Origin of the sequence: Burkholderia sp. CpTa8-5 (assembly GCF_017815045.1) — a bacterium.
GTDB classification, from domain to species: domain Bacteria; phylum Pseudomonadota; class Gammaproteobacteria; order Burkholderiales; family Burkholderiaceae; genus Burkholderia; species Burkholderia sola.
This window is the reverse complement of sequence record NZ_JAGIQD010000009.1, coordinates 37,809-59,656: the sequence shown is the minus strand read 5'-3', so window position 1 is coordinate 59,656 and position 21,848 is coordinate 37,809. Positions and strand designations below refer to the sequence as shown.

Here is a 21,848-nt window from a genome sequence, read left to right as displayed (position 1 = left end):
CCCGAAGGAGGGAGCCATGATGTACAACGCTCAAGGAAAGATGTCCCAGGCCGACGTGCTCGCGCAATATGCGCCGCTCGTGCGCCGCCTCGGACTGCAACTCGTCGCGAAGATGCCGGCGAGCGTCGATCTCGACGATCTGATCCAGGCCGGCATGATCGGCCTGATGGACGCGGCCGGCCGCTACAAGGAAGACCAGGGCGCGCAGTTCGAGACCTACGCGACGCAGCGCATCCGCGGCGCGATGCTCGACGAGCTGCGCAGCAACGACTGGCTGCCGCGCAGCCTGCGCAAGACGTCGCGCGAGGTCGAGCATGCGGTGCACCAGGTCGAGCAGCACCTCGGCCGCTCGGCGAGCGAGACCGAGATCGCGCAGCACCTCAACATGCCGCTCGACGAATACCAGGGGATGCTGCAGGACCTGCACGGCAGCCAGCTCATCTACTACGAGGATTTCGATCGCGCGGCCGACGACGAGCCGTTCCTCGACCGCTATCGCGTCGATCATGCCGATCCGTTGTCGGCGCTGCTCGACGAGCACCTGCGCGAGGCGCTCGTCGAGGCGATCGAGCGGCTTCCCGAGCGCGAGAAGCTGCTGATGTCGCTGTACTACGAACGGGGTCTGAATCTGCGCGAAATCGGCGCGGTGCTCGAGGTGAGCGAATCGCGCGTATGCCAGCTCCACAGCCAGGCCGTCGCGCGCCTGCGCGCACGGCTGCGCGAACAGGCGTGGGTCGGCGCGGAGTCCTGACCCCGAAGTCCTGCCCTTTCGGCCACGGCCGCGCGTGCCCGCGCCGCGCGCGTCTCGTGCCGACGCGTCGTCGTTGCGCATTTCGCGCGCCGATTTGCTACAATCCCCTCCGTTTTCCGAGGAGCGTTGCGACGGACCATCAGCGTCCGCCAGGCTCGGAAGGCTTCACCAAGCAGCCGTGCGGCGATCGTTTCGAGCGACCGTCGCGCCGGCCCCGCTTCCTGAACGGCGCTCACGTCACCAATCTAGAAACTTTTTAGAAAGGAGGGCGTGATGAACGCCATTATCGATTCCAAGGCTTCCCACGATTACGTCGTCGCCGACATGGCGCTGGCCGGCTGGGGCCGCAAGGAACTGAACATCGCCGAGACCGAAATGCCGGGCCTCGTGCAGATCCGCGACGAATACAAGGCGCAGCAGCCGCTGAAGGGTGCGCGCATTGCCGGTTCGCTGCACATGACGATCCAGACGGGCGTGCTGATCGAGACGCTGAAGGCGCTCGGCGCGGACGTCCGCTGGGCGTCGTGCAACATCTTCTCGACGCAGGATCACGCGGCGGCCGCGATCGTCGAAGCCGGCACGCCGGTGTTCGCGTTCAAGGGCGAGTCGCTCGACGAATACTGGGAGTTCTCGCACCGCATCTTCGAATGGCCGAACGGCGAATTCGCGAACATGATCCTGGACGACGGCGGCGACGCCACGCTGCTGCTGATCCTCGGCGCGAAGGCCGAGAAGGACCGTTCGGTGATCGCGAAGCCGACCAACGAGGAAGAAGTCGCGCTGTACAAGTCGATCGCGGCGCACCTCGACGTCGACGCGAACTGGTACTCGAAGCGCCTCGCGCACATCAAGGGCGTGACCGAAGAAACCACGACCGGCGTGCACCGTCTCTACCAGATGGAAAAGGACGGCCGCCTGCCGTTCCCGGCGTTCAACGTGAACGATTCGGTCACGAAGTCGAAGTTCGACAACCTGTACGGCTGCCGTGAATCGCTCGTCGACGGCATCAAGCGCGCGACCGACGTGATGATCGCGGGCAAGGTCGCGGTCGTCGCGGGCTACGGCGACGTGGGCAAGGGCTGCGCGCAGTCGCTGCGCGGCCTGGGCGCGACCGTGTGGGTCACCGAAATCGATCCGATCTGCGCGCTGCAGGCGGCGATGGAAGGCTACCGCGTCGTGACGATGGAATACGCGGCGGACAAGGCCGACATCTTCGTGACGGCGACCGGCAACTACCACGTGATCAACCACGATCACATGAAGGCGATGCGTCACAACGCGATCGTCTGCAACATCGGTCACTTCGACTCGGAAATCGACGTCGCGTCGACGCGCCAGTACCAGTGGGAAAACATCAAGCCGCAGGTCGACCACATCATCTTCCCGGACGGCAAGCGCGTGATCCTGCTGGCCGAAGGCCGCCTCGTGAACCTCGGCTGCGCGACCGGCCACCCGTCGTTCGTGATGTCGAACTCGTTCGCGAACCAGACGCTCGCGCAGATCGAGCTGTTCGTGCGCGGCAACGAGTACGAGAACAAGGTGTACGTGCTGCCGAAGCATCTCGATGAAAAGGTCGCGCGCCTGCACCTCGCGCGCATCGGCGCGAACCTGTCGGTGCTGTCGGACGAGCAGGCTGCGTACATCGGCGTGCAGAAGGACGGCCCGTTCAAGCCGAACCACTACCGCTATTGATGCGCGGCGGCCGCCGCACCGTGCGCGCCCGTGGCGGGCGCACGGCGCGGCGGCGCTCACCGATCGTACCGATCGACAACCGAACCGGAGCCCTCCATGAGCGTCATTCTCACCTGGGTCATCAACGCGCTCGCGCTGCTGATCATCACGTACCTCGTGCCGTCGATCCACATCAAGAGCTTCGGCACCGCGCTGATCGTCGCGGTCGTGCTCGGGCTGATCAACACGGTGATCCGGCCGGTGCTGATCCTGCTGACGCTGCCCGTCACGATCGTCACGCTCGGGGTGTTCATCCTCGTCGTGAACGCGCTGTGCTTCTGGTTCGCGTCGTCGCTGCTGAAGGGCTTCGAGGTGTCGGGGTTCTGGTCCGCGTTCTTCGGTTCGATCCTGTACAGCATCGTGTCGTGGCTGCTGTCCGCCCTGATCTTCGGCCAGCGCGACATCGGCTGACGGCGAGCGGGCGCAGGCTCAACCCCATCGAATCATGAAACCGATCGAACTCTCGTTTGAATTCTTCCCGCCGAAGACGGCGGACGGCGTCGAGAAGCTGCGCGCCACGCGCGCGCAGCTGCTGCCGCTGAAGCCGAAATTCGTCTCCGTGACGTTCGGCGCCGGCGGCTCGACGCAGCAGGGCACGCTCGATACCGTGCTCGACATGCAGAAGGACGGCCTCGAGGCCGCGCCGCACCTGTCGTGCATCGGCTCGTCGCGCGACAGCCTGCGCGCGATCCTCGACCAGTACCGCTCGCACGGCATCCGGCACATCGTCGCGCTGCGCGGCGACCTGCCGTCGGGGATGGGCGAGGTCGGCGAGCTGCGCTATGCGTCCGAGCTCGTCAGCTTCATCCGCGCCGAGCATGGCGACTGGTTCCACATCGAGGTCGCCGGCTATCCGGAGTACCACCCGCAATCGCGTTCGCCGAAGGCCGATCTCGAGAATTTCGCGCGCAAGGTGAAAGCCGGCGCGAATTCCGCGATCACGCAGTACTTCTTCAACGCGGATGCGTATTTCCGCTTCGTCGACGACACGCGCAAGCTCGGCGTGGACGTGCCGATCGTGCCGGGCATCATGCCGATCACGAACTTCTCGCAGCTGATGCGCTTCTCCGAGATGTGCGGCGCCGAAGTGCCGCGCTGGGTCGCGCGCCGGCTCGAGAGCTTCGGCGACGATCGCGAGTCGATCCGCGCGTTCGGCGCGGACGTCGTCACGAGCCTGTGCCAGCGCCTGATCGACGCGGGCGTGCCGGGGCTGCACTTCTATACGCTGAACGCAGCGGTCGCGACGCGGACGATCTGCGAACGGCTCGCGGTGTAACGAGCGCCGTCACGCGGTTGCCTGCGTGAAAGCCCCGCCGGTTTGCGCCGGCGGGGCTTTTTTATCGTGACGCGCCGCGCATGCCGCGTGGCGCAAGCCGCCGAATCAGCGCTGCGCCTGCATCAGCGGCGGACGGCGGTCGAACCACGGCCGCGCGTGTTCGAGCTGCCGCGCGAGCCGGAGCAGCAGCGCGTCGTCGGCGTGGCGCGCGGCGAACTGCACGCCGATCGGCAACCCACGCGCATTCCAGTACAGCGGCACCGACATCGCCGGCTGCCCGGTCAGGTTGAACAGCTCGGTGCAGCCGGCCCACGCGAACGCCTTCTCCGACGATTTCGCGAGCATTTCCTTCAGCAGCGGCTTCACCGGCAGCGCGGCGAGCAGCTTCATCTGCGCGGATTCGAACGGCGTCGGCTGCAATTCACCGATCTTCACCGGCGGCCCCGCGAGCGATGCGCACAGGATCGCGTCGTAACGCGACACGAGACCGGCGACCTGCACGGTGAGCTGGCGCTGCCATTCGAGCACGTCCGGCAGGCGCGTGCGCGCGAGCCGCCGGCCGACCACCGCCATCGCCCACGTCGCGGCCTCGAATTCGCCGCGGCGCGGCGTGCGGCCGGTCAGCGCGCGCGCGCCGAGCACCATGTCCTCGGCGATCGTTGCCCACAGCGTCAGGAAGGTTTCGGCCGCGCGCGCGTAGTCGATCGGCAGCGTCGCCGGCTCGACGCGGTGGCCGAGCGATTCGAGCAGCGCGGCCGCGTCGTCGAGCGCCGCGCGCGTGTCGTCGGCGAGTGCCGGCGCGAGCATCGGATCGACGACGAGGCCGATCCGCAGCGGGCCGGGCGGCGTATCGAGCGCGCCGAGGAAGGTGCCGGGCGCGCCGGGCGGCAGCGTCTGGCCGGTCGTCACGTCGAGCAGCAGCGCACTGTCGCGCACGCTGCGCGACACCGCGTGCTGGACGACGAGTTCGCCGTTCGACGGCAGGTCGACGAGCACCGGGTTGCGGCTCGGCTTCAGCCCGAACAGCCCGCAGCACGACGCCGGAATGCGGATCGAGCCGCCGCCGTCGGACGCATGCGCGAGCGGTACGATGCCGGCCGCGACGGCCGCCGCCGCGCCGCCGCTCGACCCGCCGGGTGTGTGGTCGAGATTCCACGGGTTGCGGCACGCGCCGAACAGTTCCGGTTCCGTGTACGGCATCTGGCCGATCTCGGGCGTGTTGGTCTTGCCGAATACGTTCAGGCCCGCCGCGCGGCTGCGCGCGATCACCGGCGAATCGTCGGCCGGCACGAAGTACCGGTAGTGCCGGCTGCCCATCGACAGCGGCAGCCCGGCGACCGCCGCGCCGAGATCCTTGACGAGATACGGCACGCCCGCGAACGGCGCGTCGGCGCCGGGTTGGGGCGCGGCCGCCGCACGCGCGCGCGCGGCTTCGTAGTCCTGCAGCACGATCGCGTTGATCGCGCCGTTCACCGCTTCGGCCTGGCCGATCGCGGCGTCGAGCAGTTCGCGCGGGCTGGCGTGGCGGTCGCGCACGAGCGCGGCGAGGCCGATTGCGTCATGCGCGAGATAGTCCGAGTGCATCGCGGTCACCCCCGTTGTGACTCGTGGCGATGGTGCGAGCATAACGCGGGCCCGGCGCGCCGGGCCCGCGGCCGGGCTTTTTTACAGATGCTCGGCGAGGAAGGTCAGCGTGCGGCCGTGCGCGAGCGCCGCGGCGCGCTGGTTGTACGACGCGCGGTCCGTGCAGTTGAAGCCGTGCTCGGCGCCCGGGTACACGTGGAACGAAGCGTTGCCGCGGCCGGCGAATGCGGCCTTCACCTGATCGACGGCCGTGAGCGGAATCCCGTGGTCGTTTTCCGCGTAGTGGAACAGGATCGGCTGCGTGACCTGGCCGGCGAGGTCGAGCGCATTCTGGATGCCGCCGCCGTAATAGGCCACCGCCGCGTCCAGCTTGCCGGTCGCGGCCGCGCGATACGCGAGCTGGCCGCCGAAGCAGTAGCCGATCGCGGCGAGCTTGCCGGCCACTTCGGGGCGCGCGCGCAATGCGTCGGCCGCCGCGACGATGTCCGCGACCGCGAGACCCACGTCGGTCTTCTTCAGCAGCTCGATGCCCTTGTCGCGATCCGCGCCTTCGTAGGTCAGCTCGACGCGCGGCTGCGTGCGCCAGAATACGTCCGGCGCGAGCGCGACGAAGCCGTCGGCCGCGTACTGATCGGCGACCGCGCGGATGTGCGCGTTCACGCCGAAGATCTCCTGGATGATGATGACGGCAGGGCCCTTGCCGCGCTTGGGCAGGGCGAGATAGCCGCCGAAGCTGTCGTTACCGGTCGGGATGTCGATCCATTGGGCAGTCACGTTCTGAACTCCTGGCGTGCGGGGTGCGGGAGGCGCCCCCGGGGATGAAAAGAGGCGGCCTAGTGTGCCACCAATCGCCCGCTGCTGCAGCGCACGCGGCCGCTTCTCGCGCAGCGATCGTTTCGATCTCGATTATTCATTTTTCGGCGCCGCGCCGCTTCGATAGAGTCGATGTACCGGCCTTTACAAAGCGCTTTCGCGCACCGTCATCGAAGGATTCGCCATGTCTGCCCGCTCGTTTTCCACGCCCTTTTCCGCACGCTTCGGCCTGCGTCTGCCGCTCGTGCAGGCGCCGATGGTCGGCGCGACCACGACCGCGATGGTCGCCGCCGCATCGAATGCCGGTGCGCTCGGCAGCCTCGGCGCCGGCGCGCTCGCGCCCGAACGGATCGACGCCGAAGTCGCCGCGATCCGCGCGGCGACCGATCGCCCGTTCGCGATCAACCTGTTCGTGTTGCCCGATGAAGCTGCGCCCGACGCGGCGACCGTCGCGCGCGCGCTGGCGGCGATCGACCCGCTGAACGCCACGCTCGGCCTGCCGCCGGGCACGGCGCCCGCGCGCTACGCGCCCGATTTCCGCGCGCAGCTCGATGCGCTCGTCGCGCTGCGCGTGCCGGTCGCGAGCTTCACGTTCGGCGTGCTCGACGCAGCCGACGTCGCACGCCTGAAAGCCGCCGGCACCTATGTGATCGGCACCGCGACGCACGTGGCCGAAGGGCTCGCGTGGCAGGCGGCCGGCGCCGACGCGATCTCCGCGCAGGGCGCCGAGGCGGGCGGCCACCGCGGCACCTTCATCGGTGCCGCCGACGACGCGCTGATCGGCACGCTCGCGCTCGTCCCGCAGCTCGTCGACGCGACGGGCCTGCCGGTGCTGGCCGCGGGCGGCATCATGGACGGCCGCGGCATCGCGGCCGCGCTCGCGCTTGGCGCGCAGGCCGCGCAACTCGGCACCGCGTTCCTCACGTGCGCGGAAAGCGCGATCGCCGCGGACTGGAAGGCGCGTCTGCTCGCGAGCGCCGATACGTCGACGCAGGTCACCCGTGCGATCACCGGCCGTCACGCACGCGGGCTGCGCAACACGCTGATGGCGCGGCTCGGCGAGCACGTGGCCGACGTCCCACCGTATCCGGTGCAGAACGCGCTGACCCAGCCGCTGCGGCAGGCGGCCGCGCGCGCGAACGACGGCGACTACCTGTCGCTGTGGGCCGGCCAGGGCGCGCCGCTCGCGCGGCGGCGCGGCGATGCGCTGACGACGTCGCAGCTGGTCGCCGCGCTCGATGCGGAATGGCGCGCATCGGCTGCCTGAACACCGTTTCGGCCGCTTGAGCCGTTCATGTGGGGCGACGAAACGCGCGTGGTGTCACGCGCGTTTCATTCAATGATCCAGGTCACAAAATACCGAATCGAAATGCCCGCGCGACTCGCTTGAAACGACCTTTCGACAGTGCGTCGAAATTAGCGGAAACCCTTATCCGCCGGGGCTTGCAGCGCGATTCGAATCATCCTTCCAAAGCGCGCATATCGGTAGTGTTACCACTATCCTAAAAAAGTCCCACAAATTAATTTGATCACCTACACTTGCGCGCAAGTACGAGCGGGCGGCTGCTAAAAGCGGCGGTTTTCACGTGCTTGAGGCCAAGTGCATGAAGGATGCAACCGGCGAATCGTCCAGTGATTGCAAACACGGGGATGGCAGCGGGGCACCGGGCGATGGCGTTTTTTGGGACCGAACTGGAGACTTACATGAATATCAAGATGCAAAAGCTGTTGCCGATCACCGCAGCGGCAATGCTGTGCGCTGCAGCTGCAAGCAACGCGTCCGCCGATCAAGTCGTCAAGATCGGCCACGTCGCGCCGTTGACGGGCGGCATTGCACACCTGGGCAAGGACAACGAAAACGGCGCGCGTCTCGCAGTCGAGGAGATCAACGCGAAGGGTCTCACGATCGGCGGCCAGAAGATCACGCTGCAACTCGACCCGCAGGATGACGCCGCCGACCCGCGGCAGGCGACGCAGGTTGCGCAGAAGCTCGTCGACGACAAGGTCGTCGCGGTGGTCGGCCACCTGAACTCGGGCACGTCGATCCCGGCCTCGAAGATCTACAGCGATGCGGGCATCGTGCAGATCTCGCCGTCGGCGACCAACCCGGCCTACACGCAGCAAGGCTTCAAGACCACGTACCGCGTGGTGGCGACCGATGCGCAGCAGGGCCCGGCACTGGCGAACTACGCGCACTCGAAGGGCATCAAGAGCGTGGCGGTGGTCGACGATTCGACCGCGTACGGCCAGGGTCTCGCGAACGAGTTCGAGAAGAAGGCGAAGGCGCTCGGCCTGAAGGTGATGTCGCATGACGCGACGAACGACAAGGCGGTCGACTTCCGCGCGATTCTGACGAAGATCAAGGGCGAAAACCCGGACGCGATCATGTACGGCGGCATGGACGCCACCGGCGGCCCGTTCGCGAAACAGGCGAAGCAGCTCGGCCTGCGCGCGAAGATCTTCGCGGGCGACGGCGTGTGCACGGAAAAGCTGGCCGACCTGGCCGGCGACGCGACCGACAACATCGTGTGCTCGGAAGCCGGTGCCTCGCTCGAGAAGATGCCGGGCGGCGCGGCGTTCAAGGCGAAGTACGAGAAGCGCTTCGGCCAGCCGATCCAGATCTACGCACCGTTCACGTATGACGCCGTGTACATCATCGCCGACGCGATGAAGCGCGCGAACTCGACCGACACGGCGAAGATCCTCGCGGCGATGCCGGCGACGAAGTACACGGGCGTGATCGGCACGACGACCTTCGACGCGAAGGGCGACCTGCAGCACGGCGTGATTTCGCTGTACAACTACAAGAGCGGCAAGAAGTCGCTGCTCGACGAAGTGAAGATGTAACGCTTCAGCGGCCGACAGAAGGGGGGAAAGCGCGCATGCGGCAACGCATGCGCGCTTTCTTTTTGGGCCGGCTTACGCCGCCGCGCCGTCAGATCTTCAGGTGCGCGAGCACCCTGGGTGCGACGAGCGCGACGAGCGCCGCGCACAGTGCGACGACCGACAGGCCGATCGTCAGGTTCGCGGCCTGCGCGACCGCGCCGATCACGACCGGACCGAACAGCAGTCCGAAATACGCGAGCCCGGCCACGTGCGCGAGCCCTTCGGCCGCGTGGATGCCCTTCACGCGCGCGGCGGCCGCGAACAACACCGGCATCATGTTGGCCAGCCCGAGGCCCATCAGCGTGAAACCGGTCAGCACCGCGACCGGATTCGGCAGCAGCAGCGCGCCGATCATCCCCGCACAGGCGAGCGACGCGCTCGCGAACACGAGCTGCGGCGCGCCGAAGCGGGCGCGCACCGCGTCGCCCGCGAAGCGCGCGATGGCCATCCCGCCGGAGAACGCCGCGTACGCGGCGCTCGCGAGCGCGGGGCTCGCCGCGACGACGTCGCGCATGTAGACGGTCGCCCAGTCGTACATCGCGCCTTCGGCGATCAGCGCAACCAGCGCGATGCCGCCGAGCATCCACAACGCGGGCGAGCGCCAGCGGTTGCCGCCGCCGTGCACCTGTTCGTGGTGCGGTACGTGCGGCAGCACGGCCGGGCTCGCGGCCACGAGCACCGCGGCGCTCGCCGCCGCCGCGAGCGCGAGATGCGCGACCGGCGCCATGCCGGCCGACAGCAGCGCGCCGCCGGCCGCCGCGCCGGCCATCCCGCCGATGCTGAACATCCCGTGCAGCGACGACATGATCGGCTTGCCGAGCGCGATTTCGACCGCGCTGGCCTCGGCGTTCATCGCGACGTCGAGTGTCGCCATCGAGAAGCCGAACAGCGCGAGCACCACGAGCAGCATCCAGTAGTCGGGCACGACGAGGATCAGCGCCGCGCACGCGGACATCACGAGCCCGCCGGCGACGCACGCGGTGCGCGAGCCGACGCGCGCGATCCAGCGCGCGATGGTCAGCATCGCGGCGATCGACCCGCCGGCGACCGCGAACAGCGCGATCGACAGCAGCCCGGGGCTCAGCGCGAACTTGTCGCGCACGGTCGGCACGTGCACGCCCCACGACGCGTACATCATGCCGGCGACGAAGAACAGCGCCATCGACGCCGTGCGCGCGCGCTGGCGCGCCGGCAGCGGCAGCACGCGATGCGCGTCGGGCGGCGCGGCGAACGGGGACGGCGATTCGGAGGAAGGGGATTCGGACACGGGAAGGCTCGTCAGGAAAATGCGCGGGCGCACGCGGCGCCGATCGGATTTGTCCGATTCTATCGAACCGCTTACGATCCTGCCGGGCGATGGCCGTTCGGCCGATGCGCGGCGTGCGGCGCCCGCGGGTAACATCGAAACCCTGGCCGACGCGCCGCCTTTCGACCGCAGGAGTCACCTTGAACATCGATCCCGCCTTCGCGCTGCATCTGCTGCACCGCTGCACGTTCGGCACGCTCGCCACCCATGCGCGCGAACCGGAGGGCTTCCCGTATCCGACGGTCGTGCCGTTTGCACCCGATGCAAGCCATCGGCCGGTGATCCTGGTGAGCGGTCTGGCCGAGCACACGCGCAATCTCGCCGCCGATCCGCGCGCGGGTTTCCTCGTCGTCGACGCCAGCGCCGGCGATGTGTTGAGTGCCGAGCGTGCGACGCTGCTGGGCCGGTTCGTGCCGCTCGGCGACGATCCACACGTCGCCGCGCGTTACCTGCGCTACGAACCGAGCGCCGCGCGCTATCTCGCGCTCGGCGATTTCGGGTTCTGGGCGCTCGAGATCGAGCGGTTGCGCCATATCGTCGGGTTCGGGCGGATGGGCTGGATCGACGGCGTGCAGCTCGATGCGCTGCCGCCGCTCGCGTTCGACGACGAACGGGCACTGTGGGCGGCATACGACGCGGGCGACGCCCGCCGCGACGGGCTTGACCTGCTCGGCGTCGATCGCCATGGCGCGGACTGGCGATGCGATGGCCGCCGCGTGCGCACGCCGTTCGACGCGCCGTCGGCCGACATCGGTGCGCTGCGCGAACAGCTGATCGCCCGCGCAAAGGATGTGACGTGACGTCACGGGTCAGTGATTTGTTCGTTTAGCAAACGGCGTCATCTGGTTTTCGCGAAACTCTCGTCCGATGAAAGCTTTGATTTTCTTCAATGCAGGGTAATTGCGTATGTTGAAAGACCTAATAGCCAATCGCTAATGTCCTAATCTCTATGGAGGAGCGTAAAAATTTGAGAAAAGGCCGCGGCCGGTCAAAATGACATGTGCGAATTTCAATTGATCTCGGGATTTTCATGAATCTCGCTTCTATCAAATCTTTTTTGTGCTAATCTCTGCCTTCAAAAATCCGAGGCACATATATTTCATGAATGGTGAGCTGGCTCAGACCGGCGCCATTGGTCAGATAGATAGAAAGGGAAACTATGTCTTCTTACAAGGACCTGCTGGCCCAGCGGGAGAAGCTGGAGAAGCAAATCGAAGAAGCGAAGTCGCGTGAATACGCTGAAGTGCTGAATGACGTGAAGCAGAAAATTGCCGACTACGGCTTTTCGCTCGCCGAACTCGGCCTCAGCCGCGCGAAGGCCGGCAAGGTCGGTCGTCCGCGCGCAGGCGTGGCGGCCAAGTATCGCGATCCGGAAACGGGCGCGACGTGGTCGGGTCGTGGCAAGCCGCCGCGCTGGATCGCCGGCAAGAACCGCGAACAGTTTGCGATTTAAGCGTTCGTTTAGGTTGCCCGCTCTTCGAAAGAGCCGCGTGTCCGTCGAGGAGCGCGGCTTTTTTGTTTTCCGGACACCGGCGGCCCAGCCGGGTCGTCATGAAGCTGTAAGCATGTCCGGTGAATGAAAATGCGACACGTTCGCATAAGCGATTGATTTAAATGAGAAATTTGTGGATATTGGCCGGGCTTGCGGGGCGCCTTTGATAGAATTGCGTACCGCACACCGATATCTCATATTTCATGTCCACGTTTTCCGGCGACGCGCAGAGCGCAGATAAGCACGCCGTTGCGCGCAAGAGCACGCTCGTCAGTATTGTCCTCAATGTCGTACTTGCGACATTTCAGATCGCGATCGGCGTGATTGCGCATTCGCAAGCATTGATTGCGGACGGTGTGCATTCGATTTCCGATTTGATCTCGGATTTTGTCGTGCTGGTTGCGAATCGGCATAGCGGCGCATCGCCGGATGCCGACCACAATTACGGCCATAGCCGCTACGAGACGGTCGCGTCGCTGTTTCTCGGCGCGATCCTGATCGCGGTCGGTATCGGCATGCTCTGGCGCGCCGGCGACCGCCTCGTTAATCTCGAAAACATTCCGGCCGTGCATTTTTCCGCGCTGATCGTGGCGCTGACGGTACTCGTGTCGAAGGAAGCGCTGTTTCGCTACATGCTGCGCGAAGCGCGGCGCGTGCGCTCGGCGATGCTCGTCGCCAACGCATGGCATGCGCGTTCGGATGCGGCGTCGTCGCTCGTCGTCGCGATCGGCATCGTCGGCAGCCTGGCCGGTGTGCGGCTGCTCGACCCGATCGCGGCGGCGATCGTCGGCTTCATGGTCGCGCGCATGGGCTGGACGTTCGGCTATGACGCGTTGCAGGACCTCTCCGACCGCGCGCTCGATACGGCCGACACGGCCGAGATCCGCGCGCTGCTCGTCGCGACGCCCGGCGTGCGCGACGTGCACGACCTGCGCACGCGCAAGATGGGCGATGCCGCGCTCGTGGACGCGCACATCCTCGTCGATCCGAAGATCTCCGTCTCGGAAGGGCATTACATCGCCGAGACCGCGCGGGCGCGCGTGCTGTCCGACCCGCGCGTGCTCGATGCGCTGATCCATGTCGACCCGGAGAACGATGCGGCGCGCCGTCCGGCGCTCGCGCTGCCGCCGCGCGGCGAACTGGCGGCGCGGCTCGAGGCCGCGCTCGCGCAGCGCGGGCTGCATGCGGCGGCGATCAACCTGCATTACCTGAGTACGGGGCTCGAGGTCGACGTGACGCTCGACGGCGATCCGCGCGACACCGATGCGGCGCTGGCCGCCCGGCTCGACATCGACACGCTGAAGCGCGAGTTCGGCGCACGCCGGATCGGCTTCACGCGCACGTTGACCGGGCAGACGTGACCGGCAACCGGCGGCCGGCACTGGCACCGGCAACGGCGAACGCGGCCCGCCGCAGGGCAGGCCCGCGCGTTACAGCGGCAGTTGCGTGTCGAACTTGATTTCGCGCAGCACGACGCTCGTGCGCACCTGCGACACGGCCGGGATCTTGAAGATGCGTTCGTGCAGGAACACGTCGTAGGCCTTGATGTCCGGCGCGACGATCTTGAGGATGTAATCGGCTTCGCCGGTCGTGCTGTAGCACTCGGTGACTTCCGGGCAGGTCGCGATCTCGCGCTCGAACTGCTCGACGCCGCCTTCGTTGTGGCGCGTCAGGTGCACGTGCGCGAGCGCGCAGACGTGCAGGCCGAGCTTCTCGCGATCGAGCAGCGCCGTGTAGCGCTGGATCACGCCCGACTGTTCCATGTCCTTGATGCGGCGCCAGCACGGCGTGCTCGACAGCCCGACCTGGTCGGAGATTTCCTGAACGGAACGGCGCGCGTCGAGCTGCAACAGGCGAAGGATTTTTTGCGAAAAGGAATCGAGCGTCACCTGCGCCTCCATGCGGCAGCTACAACACGCTGAATGTTAGAGCGCCGGGGAACGAAAGGCAATCTGGCGACGCGCCGTTGAGCGAGATTCGCTAATTTGCTCGCGGATCCGTGGGATTTTGTCCCGTCCCCGCGCTTTCCGACCGATCGGTATCCGACACGGCCAGGCCCGCGAGCGCGGCCTGCTGCCGGCGCAGGTCGGCGAGCATGTTGCAGAACAGCGCGCCTTGCTCGATCGCGTCGTCGAGCGCGACGTGCGTGTGCGGATGGTCGTCGAACCAGTGCTTCGGAAAGCGCGGCTTGATCGCCTTGCGGTACGGCAGGCCCGTCATCGCGAACGCGAGCGTCTTGATGTCGAGCGCCGACCACGAGAACGGGCAGCGCCCCGCGAACCGCATCATGTACCAGAACATGAACGTGAAATCGAAGCCGGCCGGCATCGCGACGAACACCGGCTTGCCGGGCAGCGCCTCGACCCATTCGACGTACGCGACCAGCGCCGCGTCGGGCGTCTGCAGATCGCGCCGGCACGCGGCCCAGGCTTCGGGCTCGGTCTTCCACCACGCTTCCTGCACCGGGTGAGCGCTGGCGCCGGGCAGCGTCTCGAGGTTCGCCGAGAACGTCGCGATCAGTTGCTTGTCCTCGGTATAGGCGGCCGACGCGAAGCTCAGCATCGAATGCGGGCCGGGAATCGGGCCGTCGGCTTCGACGTCGGTGCTGACGTAAATTTCCGGGATGGCGGTCTGGTTCATCCGAATACCTTGTCGGATACGAACGGGTTCGTGCGGCGCTCGTCGCCGAACGTCGACACCGGGCCGTGGCCGGGCACGAACGTGACGTCGTCGCCGAGCGGCCACAGCTTTTCCTTGATCGAACGCACGAGATCCTCGTGATTGCCGCGCGGGAAATCGGTGCGGCCGATCGAGCCCGCGAACAGCACGTCGCCGACGATCGCGACGCGATGCGCGCGGCTGAAGAACACGACGTGGCCGGGCGTGTGGCCCGGGCAGTGATAGACCTCGAGCGTCTCGTCGCCGAACCGCACGGTGTCGCCGTCGTTCAGCCAGTGGTCGGGCTCGAACACGTCGGCGGCCGGAAAGCCGAAGCGCTCGCTCTGCGTCGGCAGCTTCTCGATCCAGAAGCGTTCTTCTTCCTGCGGCCCCTCGATCGGCACGCCGTAGCGCGTCGCGAGCGTCTTCGCGCCCGCGCAGTGATCGATGTGCCCGTGCGTGAGCAGCACTTTCTCGACCTGCACGTTCTGCCGCGCGACTTCCTGTTCGATCCGGTCGAGATCGCCGCCCGGATCGACGACGGCGGCGCGGCCCGTCTTCTCGCAGACGAGCAGCGAGCAGTTCTGCTGGAACGGCGTGACCGGAATGAGCGTGACTTTCATGAGGGCACCGGCGGCTAAAAGGAGCGATTGTACCGGTCGCGCGTGTGGCCTGCCGTGCGTACGATGCATGCCGCAGCACGCGGATCAGGGCATTCCCGGAGCATGCCGATTGTTACAGCCATAGCGAGAATCAATGGTCCGCCGGGGGGCCTTTTCGAGACAAGGTTTTGATTTATGTATAATGCGCCCCATTGCGCGTGAATTTCACGCCATTCGCTGGTGTATCGGCCCCGTTAAACGAGGCGTCCGATCCACCGTCAAGCATCAGCCGCCGGGGAGTCCGGCGGTGTATCCAGCACCGAGCAGTCGGTGCTCACGTCTTGTCCGGCCGGGTGCTGCGCGCCCGCCTGCGGCCCTGCTGCCGCGCCGCCGGATGAGGCCTGTGCCGCCGTTCCTGTGCGTTGGTCGTAGCGACGCGCGCGAACGTGGAGCCATGTTCGATGGCGGCATGTGGGGTCTGGTCAGGCTGTTGGGGACAGGTTGCGCCAGACGTGAAAGCTAATCAGGACGGTTGCGGCCAAGACGAACGCCGCGCCCATGCTAGCCGCCTGCTCGCATTCGAGCGGGGCGTGCACGCATTTGCCGTCCGGGCCGCATATGTCTGCGTTGTGAAGCAGCGTTGTATCGATGCGGCCCGAACCAGAAGGCGACACGTCGATGAATTTACGTTTTCCGAGCCGATTCGGAACCATTGCATTGTTTTTTGCGCTGACGGGCTGTGCGGTGCCATCCAGCCAGACCACCGGCAGCGTGAGCCAGAAGAAGGCGGTCGACAAGACCGCCGCCGCCGCGAAGGCGGACGACGACAAGCAGCCGCTCAATTTCGATTCCGCGCTGGCATCGATGCCGGCTGCCGACAGCAAGGACGCGAAGAAGTCGTCGCTGGCGGATGCCGAGCCGATCGACGGCAAGGATGTGTCCGATTTCCGCCAGAGCGGCCGCGCATCGTGGTACGGGCGGGATTTCCACGGCCGCCGCACCGCGAACGGCGAACGCTTCAACATGAACGCGTTCACCGCCGCGCACCGCACGCTGCCGCTGTCGTCGTACATCAAGGTGACGAACGCATCGACCGGCAAGTGGGTCGTCGTGAAGGTCAACGATCGCGGGCCGTTCAAGCGCGGCCGTGTGCTCGACCTGTCGTATGCGGCGGCCAAGGTGATCGGCCTCGTGCACGCCGGCACGGGCCGCGTGAAGATCGAAGGGCTGTCGCCGCAGGAAGCGCGCGATGCACGCAACGAAATGTTCGCATCGATCTCGGCGAAGTAACGCGGCGCAACAACCCGACGCAACAACCCGGCGGATCGTCCGCTCCTGCGCAAAGGGCTGCCTTCCGGCAGCCCTTTGTGTTTCCGCGCGGCGGCGTCGCGCGTCAGCCTTCGTCGCCTTCCTTCAGCACGAGCGCACGCGCATACAGCGTGTTGCGCGATGCGCCCGTCAGCGCGGCCGCGAGCTTGGCCGCGCTCTTCACCGGCACCTCTTCCAGCAGCAGCCTGAGCAGCGCGTCGTGCGCGGTGTCGTCGGCTTCGCCGCTTGCCGCCGGCGCGCCTTCGACGACCAGCACGAACTCGCCGCGCTGCCGGTTCGCATCGCCGGCGAGCCAGCTCTGTCCTTCGGCCAGGGTGCCCTGAAACAGTTGCTCGTGTAGCTTGGTGAGCTCGCGCGCGATCAGCAGCCGGCGCGCGGGGCCGAACGCGTCGGCGAGCGCGTCGACGGTTTCGGCGATCCGGTGCGGCGCTTCGTAGAACACCAGCGCGTACGGGTGCGACGCCAGCGCCTGCAGCGCGGTCGCGCGCTGTTTCGCCTTCGGCGGCAGGAAGCCCGCGAACGTGAACGCGCCGGCCCAGTCGCCGGCCACGCTCAGCGCGGTCACGGCTGCGCTTGGGCCCGGCAGCGGAATCACCGGGAAGCCGGCCGCGCGCACGGCGTCGACGAGCCGCGCGCCGGGGTCCGAGATGCCCGGCGTGCCGGCGTCCGACACGTAGGCCACGCGTTCGCCGCCACGCAGCAGTTCGATCACGCGCTGCGCGGCTTCGCGTTCGTTGTGCTCGTGCACGGCGACGAGCGGTTTCGAGATCCCGTAGCGGGCGAGCAGCTGGCCCGTATTGCGGGTGTCTTCGGCCGCGATGCGGTCGGCGAGGCCGAGCACGTGCAGCGCGCGCAGCGTGATGTCGGCCGTATTGCCGATCGGCGTGGCGACCACGTAGAGCGCGGCGTCCGGGTAGTGCTGCGTATGCGCGAGTTCGAGGAGGGCAGTCATGGCAGGCAATGCACGCAATCGCGGCACGAGCGGAACAAGGACGGCATTGTGCCACGCGGCGCCGGCGCGGCCGGAGGGCGCCAGCGATCGGCCGCGTTCGGGCGACAACTTTTCCGGCGCGGCGCGATCCAAACCGGTCGGCGCGGCGTTCGAGCAGCGCGCGCGGCAGTTTCTCGAGCGTCGTGGCCTCGGGTTCGTCGCCGCGAACGTGACGATGCGCGGCGGCGAGCTCGATCTCGTGATGCGCGAGCCAGACGGCATGCTCGTATTCGTCGAAGTGCGCGCGCGGCGCAGCACCCGGCACGGCGGCGCGGCCGCGAGCGTCGGCTGGCGCAAGCGGCGGCGTCTGGTCGCGGCGGCGTTGCAGTTCTGGTCGCGGCACGGCGCCGGCGCCGCGTGCCGTTTCGACGTCGTCGCGTTCGAGGCCGGACGGCTTGCGTGGCTGCGCGACGCATTTCGTACCGACGATGCATAGCCGCGAGCTGTGACGAGATGTAAAGAGTTCTTGCCGGACCGCCGGAGAGGGCGCCGGAGTACGGTAAACTCGCCGCACCCACGATGTCGCGCGAGTTGTGCCGCGCGCCCAGTTCACCAGGAATCGATGTCAGTCGAACGTATTCAGCAACAATTCCGCGACAGCGCCGCGCTTCACGCCGAAGCGGCCGACGCGCTGTCGCTGCCGATCGCAGCCGCGGTCGATGCGATGTTCGCCGCACTGGCGAACGGCAACAAGATCGTCGCGTGCGGTGACGGCCCGTCGGCCGCCGCCGCGCAGTACCTCGCCGCGTCGCTCGTCGGCGGTTTCGAGCGCGAGCGTCCGGGCCTGCCCGCGATCGCGCTGGCCACCGACGCATCGCAGGCCGGCCTCGCGGGCGCGGCGGCGGCCGAGCAGTTGTTCGCGCAGCAGGTGCGCGTGCTGGGCCAGACGGGCGACATCCTGCTGGTGCTCGACGCGCTCGGCGCTTCGCCGCGCGTGCTCGCGGCGATCGACGAGGCGCACGAGCGCGAGATGACCGTCGTCGCGTTGACGGGCGGCAACGACCAGACGGTCGCGGCCGCGCTGTCCGATACCGATATTCCGATCAGCGTGCCCGCCGTTCGCGCGGCGCGCATCCACGAAGTCCATCTGCTGACCATCCACTGCCTGTGCGACGGCATCGACGCGATGCTGCTGGGTGAGGATTGAACGAAGGAGAGCCGTCGATGAATCAAAGCCGCGTCAAACAGACGCTCGTCAGAACCACGCTGCTCGCCGCGCTGACGGCGGGCCTCGCCGTGTCGCTGCAGGGTTGTGTGCTCGGGGTCGTGGGCGCAGCGGCCGGCGGCGGCGCGCTGATCGCGACCGATCGCCGCACGCTCGGCGCGCAGACGGAGGATCGCGAGATCCAGGTCAAGTCGCTCACGCAGATCAACAACGGGCTGCCCGACCAGTCGCACGTGAACGTGACGGTGTTCAACCGCCGCGTGCTGCTGACGGGCGAAGTGCCGAACGATGCGTCGAAGCAGCGCGCCGAGGAAATCGTGCGCGGCATCAACAACGTGAACGGCATCGTCAACGAGCTGTCGGTCGGGCCGGCGTCGTCGCTGTCGTCGCGCGCGAACGACTCGTACCTCGAAGGGCGCGTGAAATCGGAGCTGATCGCGACGAAGGGCATCTCGGCGAACTATTACAAGGTCGTCAGCGAGCGCGGCAATCTTTATCTGATGGGGCTCGTCACGGTCGATGAAGGCAATCGCGGCGCCGAAGCCGCGAGCCAGGTGCCGGGCGTCGAGAAGGTCGTGAAGGTATTCCAGTACGTGAAGCCGCAGGACGCGCAGGCGCTGCAGGACGCGTCGCCCGCGAGCGGCGCATCCGGCGCGCAGGCGGCTGCCGCCCCGGCGGACAGCGCGACGGTGGGCGCCGTGCCCGACGCGTCGGTGCAGTCCGCGCCGCTGCAGCCGCCCGCGCCGATCTCGAATTCGTCGAGCGTGCATCCGGGCAATCCGAAGGCGAAGGCGCAATGACGGGCAGGCAGATGACGCAGATCAAACGATGGATGGTGCAGGGCGTCGCGGCCGCGGCGCTCGTGGCCGGCACGCTGGGCGCCGCGCACGCGGACGTCGGCGACGGCCTGAAGGTTGCGCGCAGCAACGCGTGCATGGGCTGCCACGCGCTCGACCGCAAGCTCGTCGGCCCGTCGTTCAAGGATATCGCCGCACGCTACAAGTCCGATCCGCAGGCCGTCGCGAAGCTGTCGAAGAAGGTGAAGGACGGCGGTTCGGGCGTCTGGGGCGCGATTCCGATGCCCGCGCATCCGCGCATGAGCGACGCCGACGTCCGGTCGGTGGTCGAATGGGTGCTGGCCGGCGCGCCGTCAAAGTAATGCGCTGCGGGTGACGTAACCCCTATTGCCAAGCGCGGAAATGCGTGTGTATGATGGTCGACTGTTGGGGCGGTAGCTCAGCTGGGAGAGCGTCGCGTTCGCAATGCGAAGGTCGGGAGTTCGATCCTCCTCCGCTCCACCAACGGAATTTGAAAGGCCCGATCGCGAGATCGGGCCTTTTTGTTTTCCCGCAGGGCCGTGGTCGGCGCGCTAAGTCGCCAACTCGTGGATCAATCTGAACGTCGGCACCGACAACACCGCGAATCCCACCGTCATGACCGCGAGCACGGCGGTCCTCTTCCGCAGCAGCGCGCAGACGACGATCGACAGCCCGCAGAACGCGCAGGTCAGAATGACGATCCACCACAGCGCCGCATAGCCCGCACCGCCTTCGAAATTCGATACGTTCTGCGTGATCCGGGTCGCGGCATACCCGGCGACGGTGATGCTCGCGGGCAGGCACAGCACTGAATACAGCACGAAAACGATGATCTGTCGCGGTGTCGGATCGGATGACGTCATGGAGCGCGTTCTGTTGCGGATGGACGGGGGGCCCCGGACCGTCCGCCGCACGGGCCGATCAAGGCAGTCGGCAGGATGCGACCGTTTTCCATGTTTGGCAACCGCCACCGCCTGCCACCCCGTCACCCCGCCCTAAACTACCCCTAAACCCGCCCCAAACTCGGCCGCTTCGGATCGTACGTCCACCCCGGCACCAGATAACGCATCGCCACCGCATCGTCGCGCGCCGTACCGCCCACCGCGTTGTACAACGCATGCGCGGCCTCGACCTGCGCCATATCCAGCTCGATCCCCAGCCCCGGCCGCTCTGGCACGGCCACCTGGCCGCCGACGATCGCGAGCGGTTCGCGCGTGAGCCGCGCGTCGCCTTCCTGCCAGATCCAGTGCGTGTCGATCGCGGTGATCGTGCCGGGCGCGGCCGCCGCCGCATGCGTGAACATCGCGAGCGACACGTCGAAATGGTTGTTCGAGTGCGAGCCCCACGTGAGCCCCCAGTCGCGGCACAGCTGCGCGAGCCGCACCGAGCCCTGCATCGTCCAGAAATGCGGATCGGCGAGCGGGATGTCGACCGCCTGCAGCCGCACCGCGTGATCCATCTGCCGCCAGTCGGTCGCGATCATGTTGGTCGCGGTCGGGATCCCCGTCGCGCGGCGGAATTCGGCCATCACCTCGCGGCCCGAATAGCCGCCTTCCGGCCCGCACGGATCTTCCGCGTACGCGAGCAGGTGGCCTTGCCCGCGGCACAGCGCGACGGCCTCGTCGAGCGACCACGCGCCGTTCGGGTCGAGCGTCGTGCGCGCGTCGGGAAAGCGCGCCTTAATTGCCGCGATCGCTTCCATCTCGTCGACGCCGGCCATCACGCCGCCCTTCAGCTTGAAATCGGCGAAACCGTAGCGCTCGACCGCGGCTTCGGCCTGCCGCGCGATCGCGGCCGGCGTCAGCGCCGCTTCGTTGCGCAACCGGAACCAGGCGTCCGATGCATGGGCCTCGTCGCGATACGGCAGATCGGTGCGGCGCCGGTCGCCGATGTAGAACAAATACGCGAGCATCGGCACCGCATCGCGCTGCTGGCCTTCGCCGAGCAGCGCCGCGACCGGCACGTCGAGGTGCTGGCCGAGCAGGTCGAGCAGCGCGGCTTCGATCGCGGTGATCACGTTGTCGAGCCGCAGGTTGATCTCGTGCGGCTGCTGCAGCACCGCCGCCTCGCCGGCCGACGTCACTTCATGGCGGATCGTGCGGCCGGCACCCGCACCCCCACCGGACAGCGCCGCGCGCACCGCATTGAGCGTCGCCTGGTAGCGCCCGATCGACTGGCCGACCACGCGATCCGTCATGCGCTCGAGCGCGTGGCGGATGCCTTCGCCGCCCGGTACTTCGCCGACGCCCGTGTGTCCGCTGCTGTCGTCGAGGATCACGAGGTTGCGCGTGAAGTACGGTGCGTGCGCGCCGCACAGGTTGAGCAGCATGCTGTCGCGCCCGGCGACGGGAATCACCTGCATGCGCGTGACGCGCGGGGTGCCGGCACGGCTGGGTTCGGACATCGGTTCGCTCCTGGTTCCGTTGGCGTGCGGGCCGCCGGACGC

The 21,848-nt window shown here is 67.5% G+C and carries 24 protein-coding genes, 1 tRNA gene and 1 riboswitch; of the genes, 15 read left to right on the top strand and 10 right to left on the bottom strand.

Annotation, left to right across the window (positions count from 1 at the left end):
* The first annotated feature begins 16 nt into the window (after positions 1-16).
* The 4 genes from J8I35_RS15940 (at position 17) to metF (ending at position 3,758) form a co-directional block, all read left to right on the top strand.
* Positions 17-751 carry an RNA polymerase sigma factor FliA gene (locus J8I35_RS15940; protein WP_006484033.1) on the top strand — a complete coding sequence of 245 codons (735 nt, stop codon included), beginning with the start codon at positions 17-19 and terminating at the stop codon, positions 749-751.
* 112 nt (positions 752-863) lie between these two features.
* Positions 864-992, top strand: a riboswitch (S-adenosyl-L-homocysteine riboswitch).
* A 32-nt stretch (positions 993-1,024) separates the two neighbouring features.
* Positions 1,025-2,443: an adenosylhomocysteinase gene (ahcY, locus tag J8I35_RS15935; RefSeq protein WP_050011826.1), complete on the top strand. Its 1,419-nt coding sequence runs from the start codon at positions 1,025-1,027 to the stop codon at positions 2,441-2,443.
* Between the two features lie 96 nt (positions 2,444-2,539).
* Entirely contained in the window at positions 2,540-2,893 is a 354-nt protein-coding gene (locus J8I35_RS15930) for a phage holin family protein (RefSeq protein WP_011882923.1), read from the top strand.
* Between the two features lie 34 nt (positions 2,894-2,927).
* On the top strand, positions 2,928-3,758 hold the full coding sequence (gene metF / locus J8I35_RS15925) for a methylenetetrahydrofolate reductase [NAD(P)H] (RefSeq protein WP_050011827.1): 831 nt from the start codon (positions 2,928-2,930) through the stop codon (positions 3,756-3,758).
* 105 nt (positions 3,759-3,863) lie between these two features.
* On the opposite strand, the gene J8I35_RS15920 is transcribed toward metF, so the two are convergent.
* Both J8I35_RS15920 and J8I35_RS15915 read right to left on the bottom strand, forming a co-directional pair.
* A complete protein-coding gene (locus tag J8I35_RS15920; protein WP_050012091.1) occupies positions 3,864-5,342 on the bottom strand; it encodes an amidase family protein in 1,479 nt (492 codons plus the stop codon).
* A gap of 81 nt (positions 5,343-5,423) precedes the next feature.
* Positions 5,424-6,116, bottom strand: coding sequence for a dienelactone hydrolase family protein (locus J8I35_RS15915; RefSeq protein ID WP_050011828.1), 693 nt, complete (start codon positions 6,114-6,116; stop codon positions 5,424-5,426).
* 223 nt (positions 6,117-6,339) lie between these two features.
* Here J8I35_RS15915 and J8I35_RS15910 point away from each other — a divergent pair, with 223 nt between their 5' ends.
* Positions 6,340-7,422 (top strand): nitronate monooxygenase, encoded by a 1,083-nt coding sequence (locus J8I35_RS15910; protein ID WP_209926138.1) that lies wholly within the window; start codon positions 6,340-6,342, stop codon positions 7,420-7,422.
* Between the two features lie 437 nt (positions 7,423-7,859).
* Positions 7,860-9,002: a branched-chain amino acid ABC transporter substrate-binding protein gene (locus J8I35_RS15905; RefSeq protein WP_050011830.1), complete on the top strand. Its 1,143-nt coding sequence runs from the start codon at positions 7,860-7,862 to the stop codon at positions 9,000-9,002.
* Between the two features lie 88 nt (positions 9,003-9,090).
* On the opposite strand, the gene J8I35_RS15900 is transcribed toward J8I35_RS15905, so the two are convergent.
* Positions 9,091-10,308 (bottom strand): MFS transporter, encoded by a 1,218-nt coding sequence (locus J8I35_RS15900; protein WP_050012092.1) that lies wholly within the window; start codon positions 10,306-10,308, stop codon positions 9,091-9,093.
* A gap of 179 nt (positions 10,309-10,487) precedes the next feature.
* Here J8I35_RS15900 and J8I35_RS15895 point away from each other — a divergent pair, with 179 nt between their 5' ends.
* The 3 genes from J8I35_RS15895 to J8I35_RS15885 all read left to right on the top strand — a co-directional run bounded on the left by J8I35_RS15895 (position 10,488) and on the right by J8I35_RS15885 (position 13,200).
* Complete coding sequence (locus J8I35_RS15895) at positions 10,488-11,147, top strand: pyridoxamine 5'-phosphate oxidase family protein (protein WP_209926137.1); 660 nt, start codon at positions 10,488-10,490, stop codon at positions 11,145-11,147.
* A 359-nt stretch (positions 11,148-11,506) separates the two neighbouring features.
* A complete protein-coding gene (locus J8I35_RS15890) occupies positions 11,507-11,800 on the top strand; it encodes an H-NS histone family protein (protein ID WP_006491875.1) in 294 nt (97 codons plus the stop codon).
* Positions 11,801-12,042: 242 nt separating this feature from the next.
* Positions 12,043-13,200 (top strand): cation diffusion facilitator family transporter, encoded by a 1,158-nt coding sequence (locus J8I35_RS15885; RefSeq protein WP_209926133.1) that lies wholly within the window; start codon positions 12,043-12,045, stop codon positions 13,198-13,200.
* A gap of 69 nt (positions 13,201-13,269) precedes the next feature.
* Here J8I35_RS15885 and J8I35_RS15880 read toward each other — a convergent pair whose 3' ends face one another.
* The 4 genes from J8I35_RS15880 to J8I35_RS15865 form a co-directional block, all read right to left on the bottom strand.
* Positions 13,270-13,740, bottom strand: a complete 471-nt coding sequence (locus J8I35_RS15880) for an Lrp/AsnC family transcriptional regulator (RefSeq protein ID WP_006477376.1) — start codon at positions 13,738-13,740, stop codon at positions 13,270-13,272.
* A gap of 79 nt (positions 13,741-13,819) precedes the next feature.
* Entirely contained in the window at positions 13,820-14,479 is a 660-nt protein-coding gene (locus J8I35_RS15875; protein WP_209926132.1) for an exonuclease, read from the bottom strand.
* Entirely contained in the window at positions 14,476-15,120 is a 645-nt protein-coding gene (locus tag J8I35_RS15870) for an MBL fold metallo-hydrolase (protein WP_050011834.1), read from the bottom strand. Before J8I35_RS15870 ends, J8I35_RS15875 begins: the two co-directional genes overlap by 4 nt.
* 461 nt (positions 15,121-15,581) lie before the next feature.
* The gene (locus J8I35_RS15865) at positions 15,582-15,896 is read right to left on the bottom strand and encodes a hypothetical protein (RefSeq protein ID WP_162484451.1); all 315 of its coding nucleotides are present in this window, start codon (positions 15,894-15,896) and stop codon (positions 15,582-15,584) included.
* Here J8I35_RS15865 and J8I35_RS15860 point away from each other — a divergent pair.
* Positions 15,778-16,389, top strand: coding sequence for a septal ring lytic transglycosylase RlpA family protein (locus J8I35_RS15860; protein WP_050011835.1), 612 nt, complete (start codon positions 15,778-15,780; stop codon positions 16,387-16,389). The two genes, J8I35_RS15865 and J8I35_RS15860, sit on opposite strands and share 119 nt — an antisense overlap.
* Positions 16,390-16,492: 103 nt before the next feature.
* On the opposite strand, the gene rsmI is transcribed toward J8I35_RS15860, so the two are convergent.
* Positions 16,493-17,380 (bottom strand): 16S rRNA (cytidine(1402)-2'-O)-methyltransferase, encoded by an 888-nt coding sequence (gene rsmI, locus J8I35_RS15855; RefSeq protein ID WP_124681056.1) that lies wholly within the window; start codon positions 17,378-17,380, stop codon positions 16,493-16,495.
* Between the two features lie 46 nt (positions 17,381-17,426).
* Between rsmI and J8I35_RS15850 the strand changes: the two genes are divergently transcribed.
* The 5 genes from J8I35_RS15850 (at position 17,427) to J8I35_RS15830 (ending at position 19,885) form a co-directional block, all read left to right on the top strand.
* Entirely contained in the window at positions 17,427-17,855 is a 429-nt protein-coding gene (locus J8I35_RS15850; RefSeq protein WP_176016556.1) for a YraN family protein, read from the top strand.
* Between the two features lie 126 nt (positions 17,856-17,981).
* On the top strand, positions 17,982-18,566 hold the full coding sequence (locus J8I35_RS15845; protein WP_209926131.1) for an SIS domain-containing protein: 585 nt from the start codon (positions 17,982-17,984) through the stop codon (positions 18,564-18,566).
* Positions 18,567-18,583: 17 nt separating this feature from the next.
* Positions 18,584-19,384: a BON domain-containing protein gene (locus J8I35_RS15840; RefSeq protein WP_050011839.1), complete on the top strand. Its 801-nt coding sequence runs from the start codon at positions 18,584-18,586 to the stop codon at positions 19,382-19,384.
* Positions 19,381-19,743: a c-type cytochrome gene (locus J8I35_RS15835; protein WP_209926130.1), complete on the top strand. Its 363-nt coding sequence runs from the start codon at positions 19,381-19,383 to the stop codon at positions 19,741-19,743. The genes J8I35_RS15840 and J8I35_RS15835 overlap by 4 nt, the downstream gene beginning before the upstream one ends.
* Before the next feature lie 66 nt (positions 19,744-19,809).
* A tRNA-Ala gene (locus tag J8I35_RS15830) sits at positions 19,810-19,885 on the top strand.
* A gap of 68 nt (positions 19,886-19,953) precedes the next feature.
* On the opposite strand, the gene J8I35_RS15825 is transcribed toward J8I35_RS15830, so the two are convergent.
* Positions 19,954-20,265, bottom strand: coding sequence for a hypothetical protein (locus J8I35_RS15825; RefSeq protein ID WP_089488054.1), 312 nt, complete (start codon positions 20,263-20,265; stop codon positions 19,954-19,956).
* Positions 20,266-20,408: 143 nt separating this feature from the next.
* Positions 20,409-21,806, bottom strand: a complete 1,398-nt coding sequence (locus J8I35_RS15820; protein WP_209926129.1) for an enolase C-terminal domain-like protein — start codon at positions 21,804-21,806, stop codon at positions 20,409-20,411.
* Positions 21,807-21,848 lie beyond the last annotated feature (42 nt).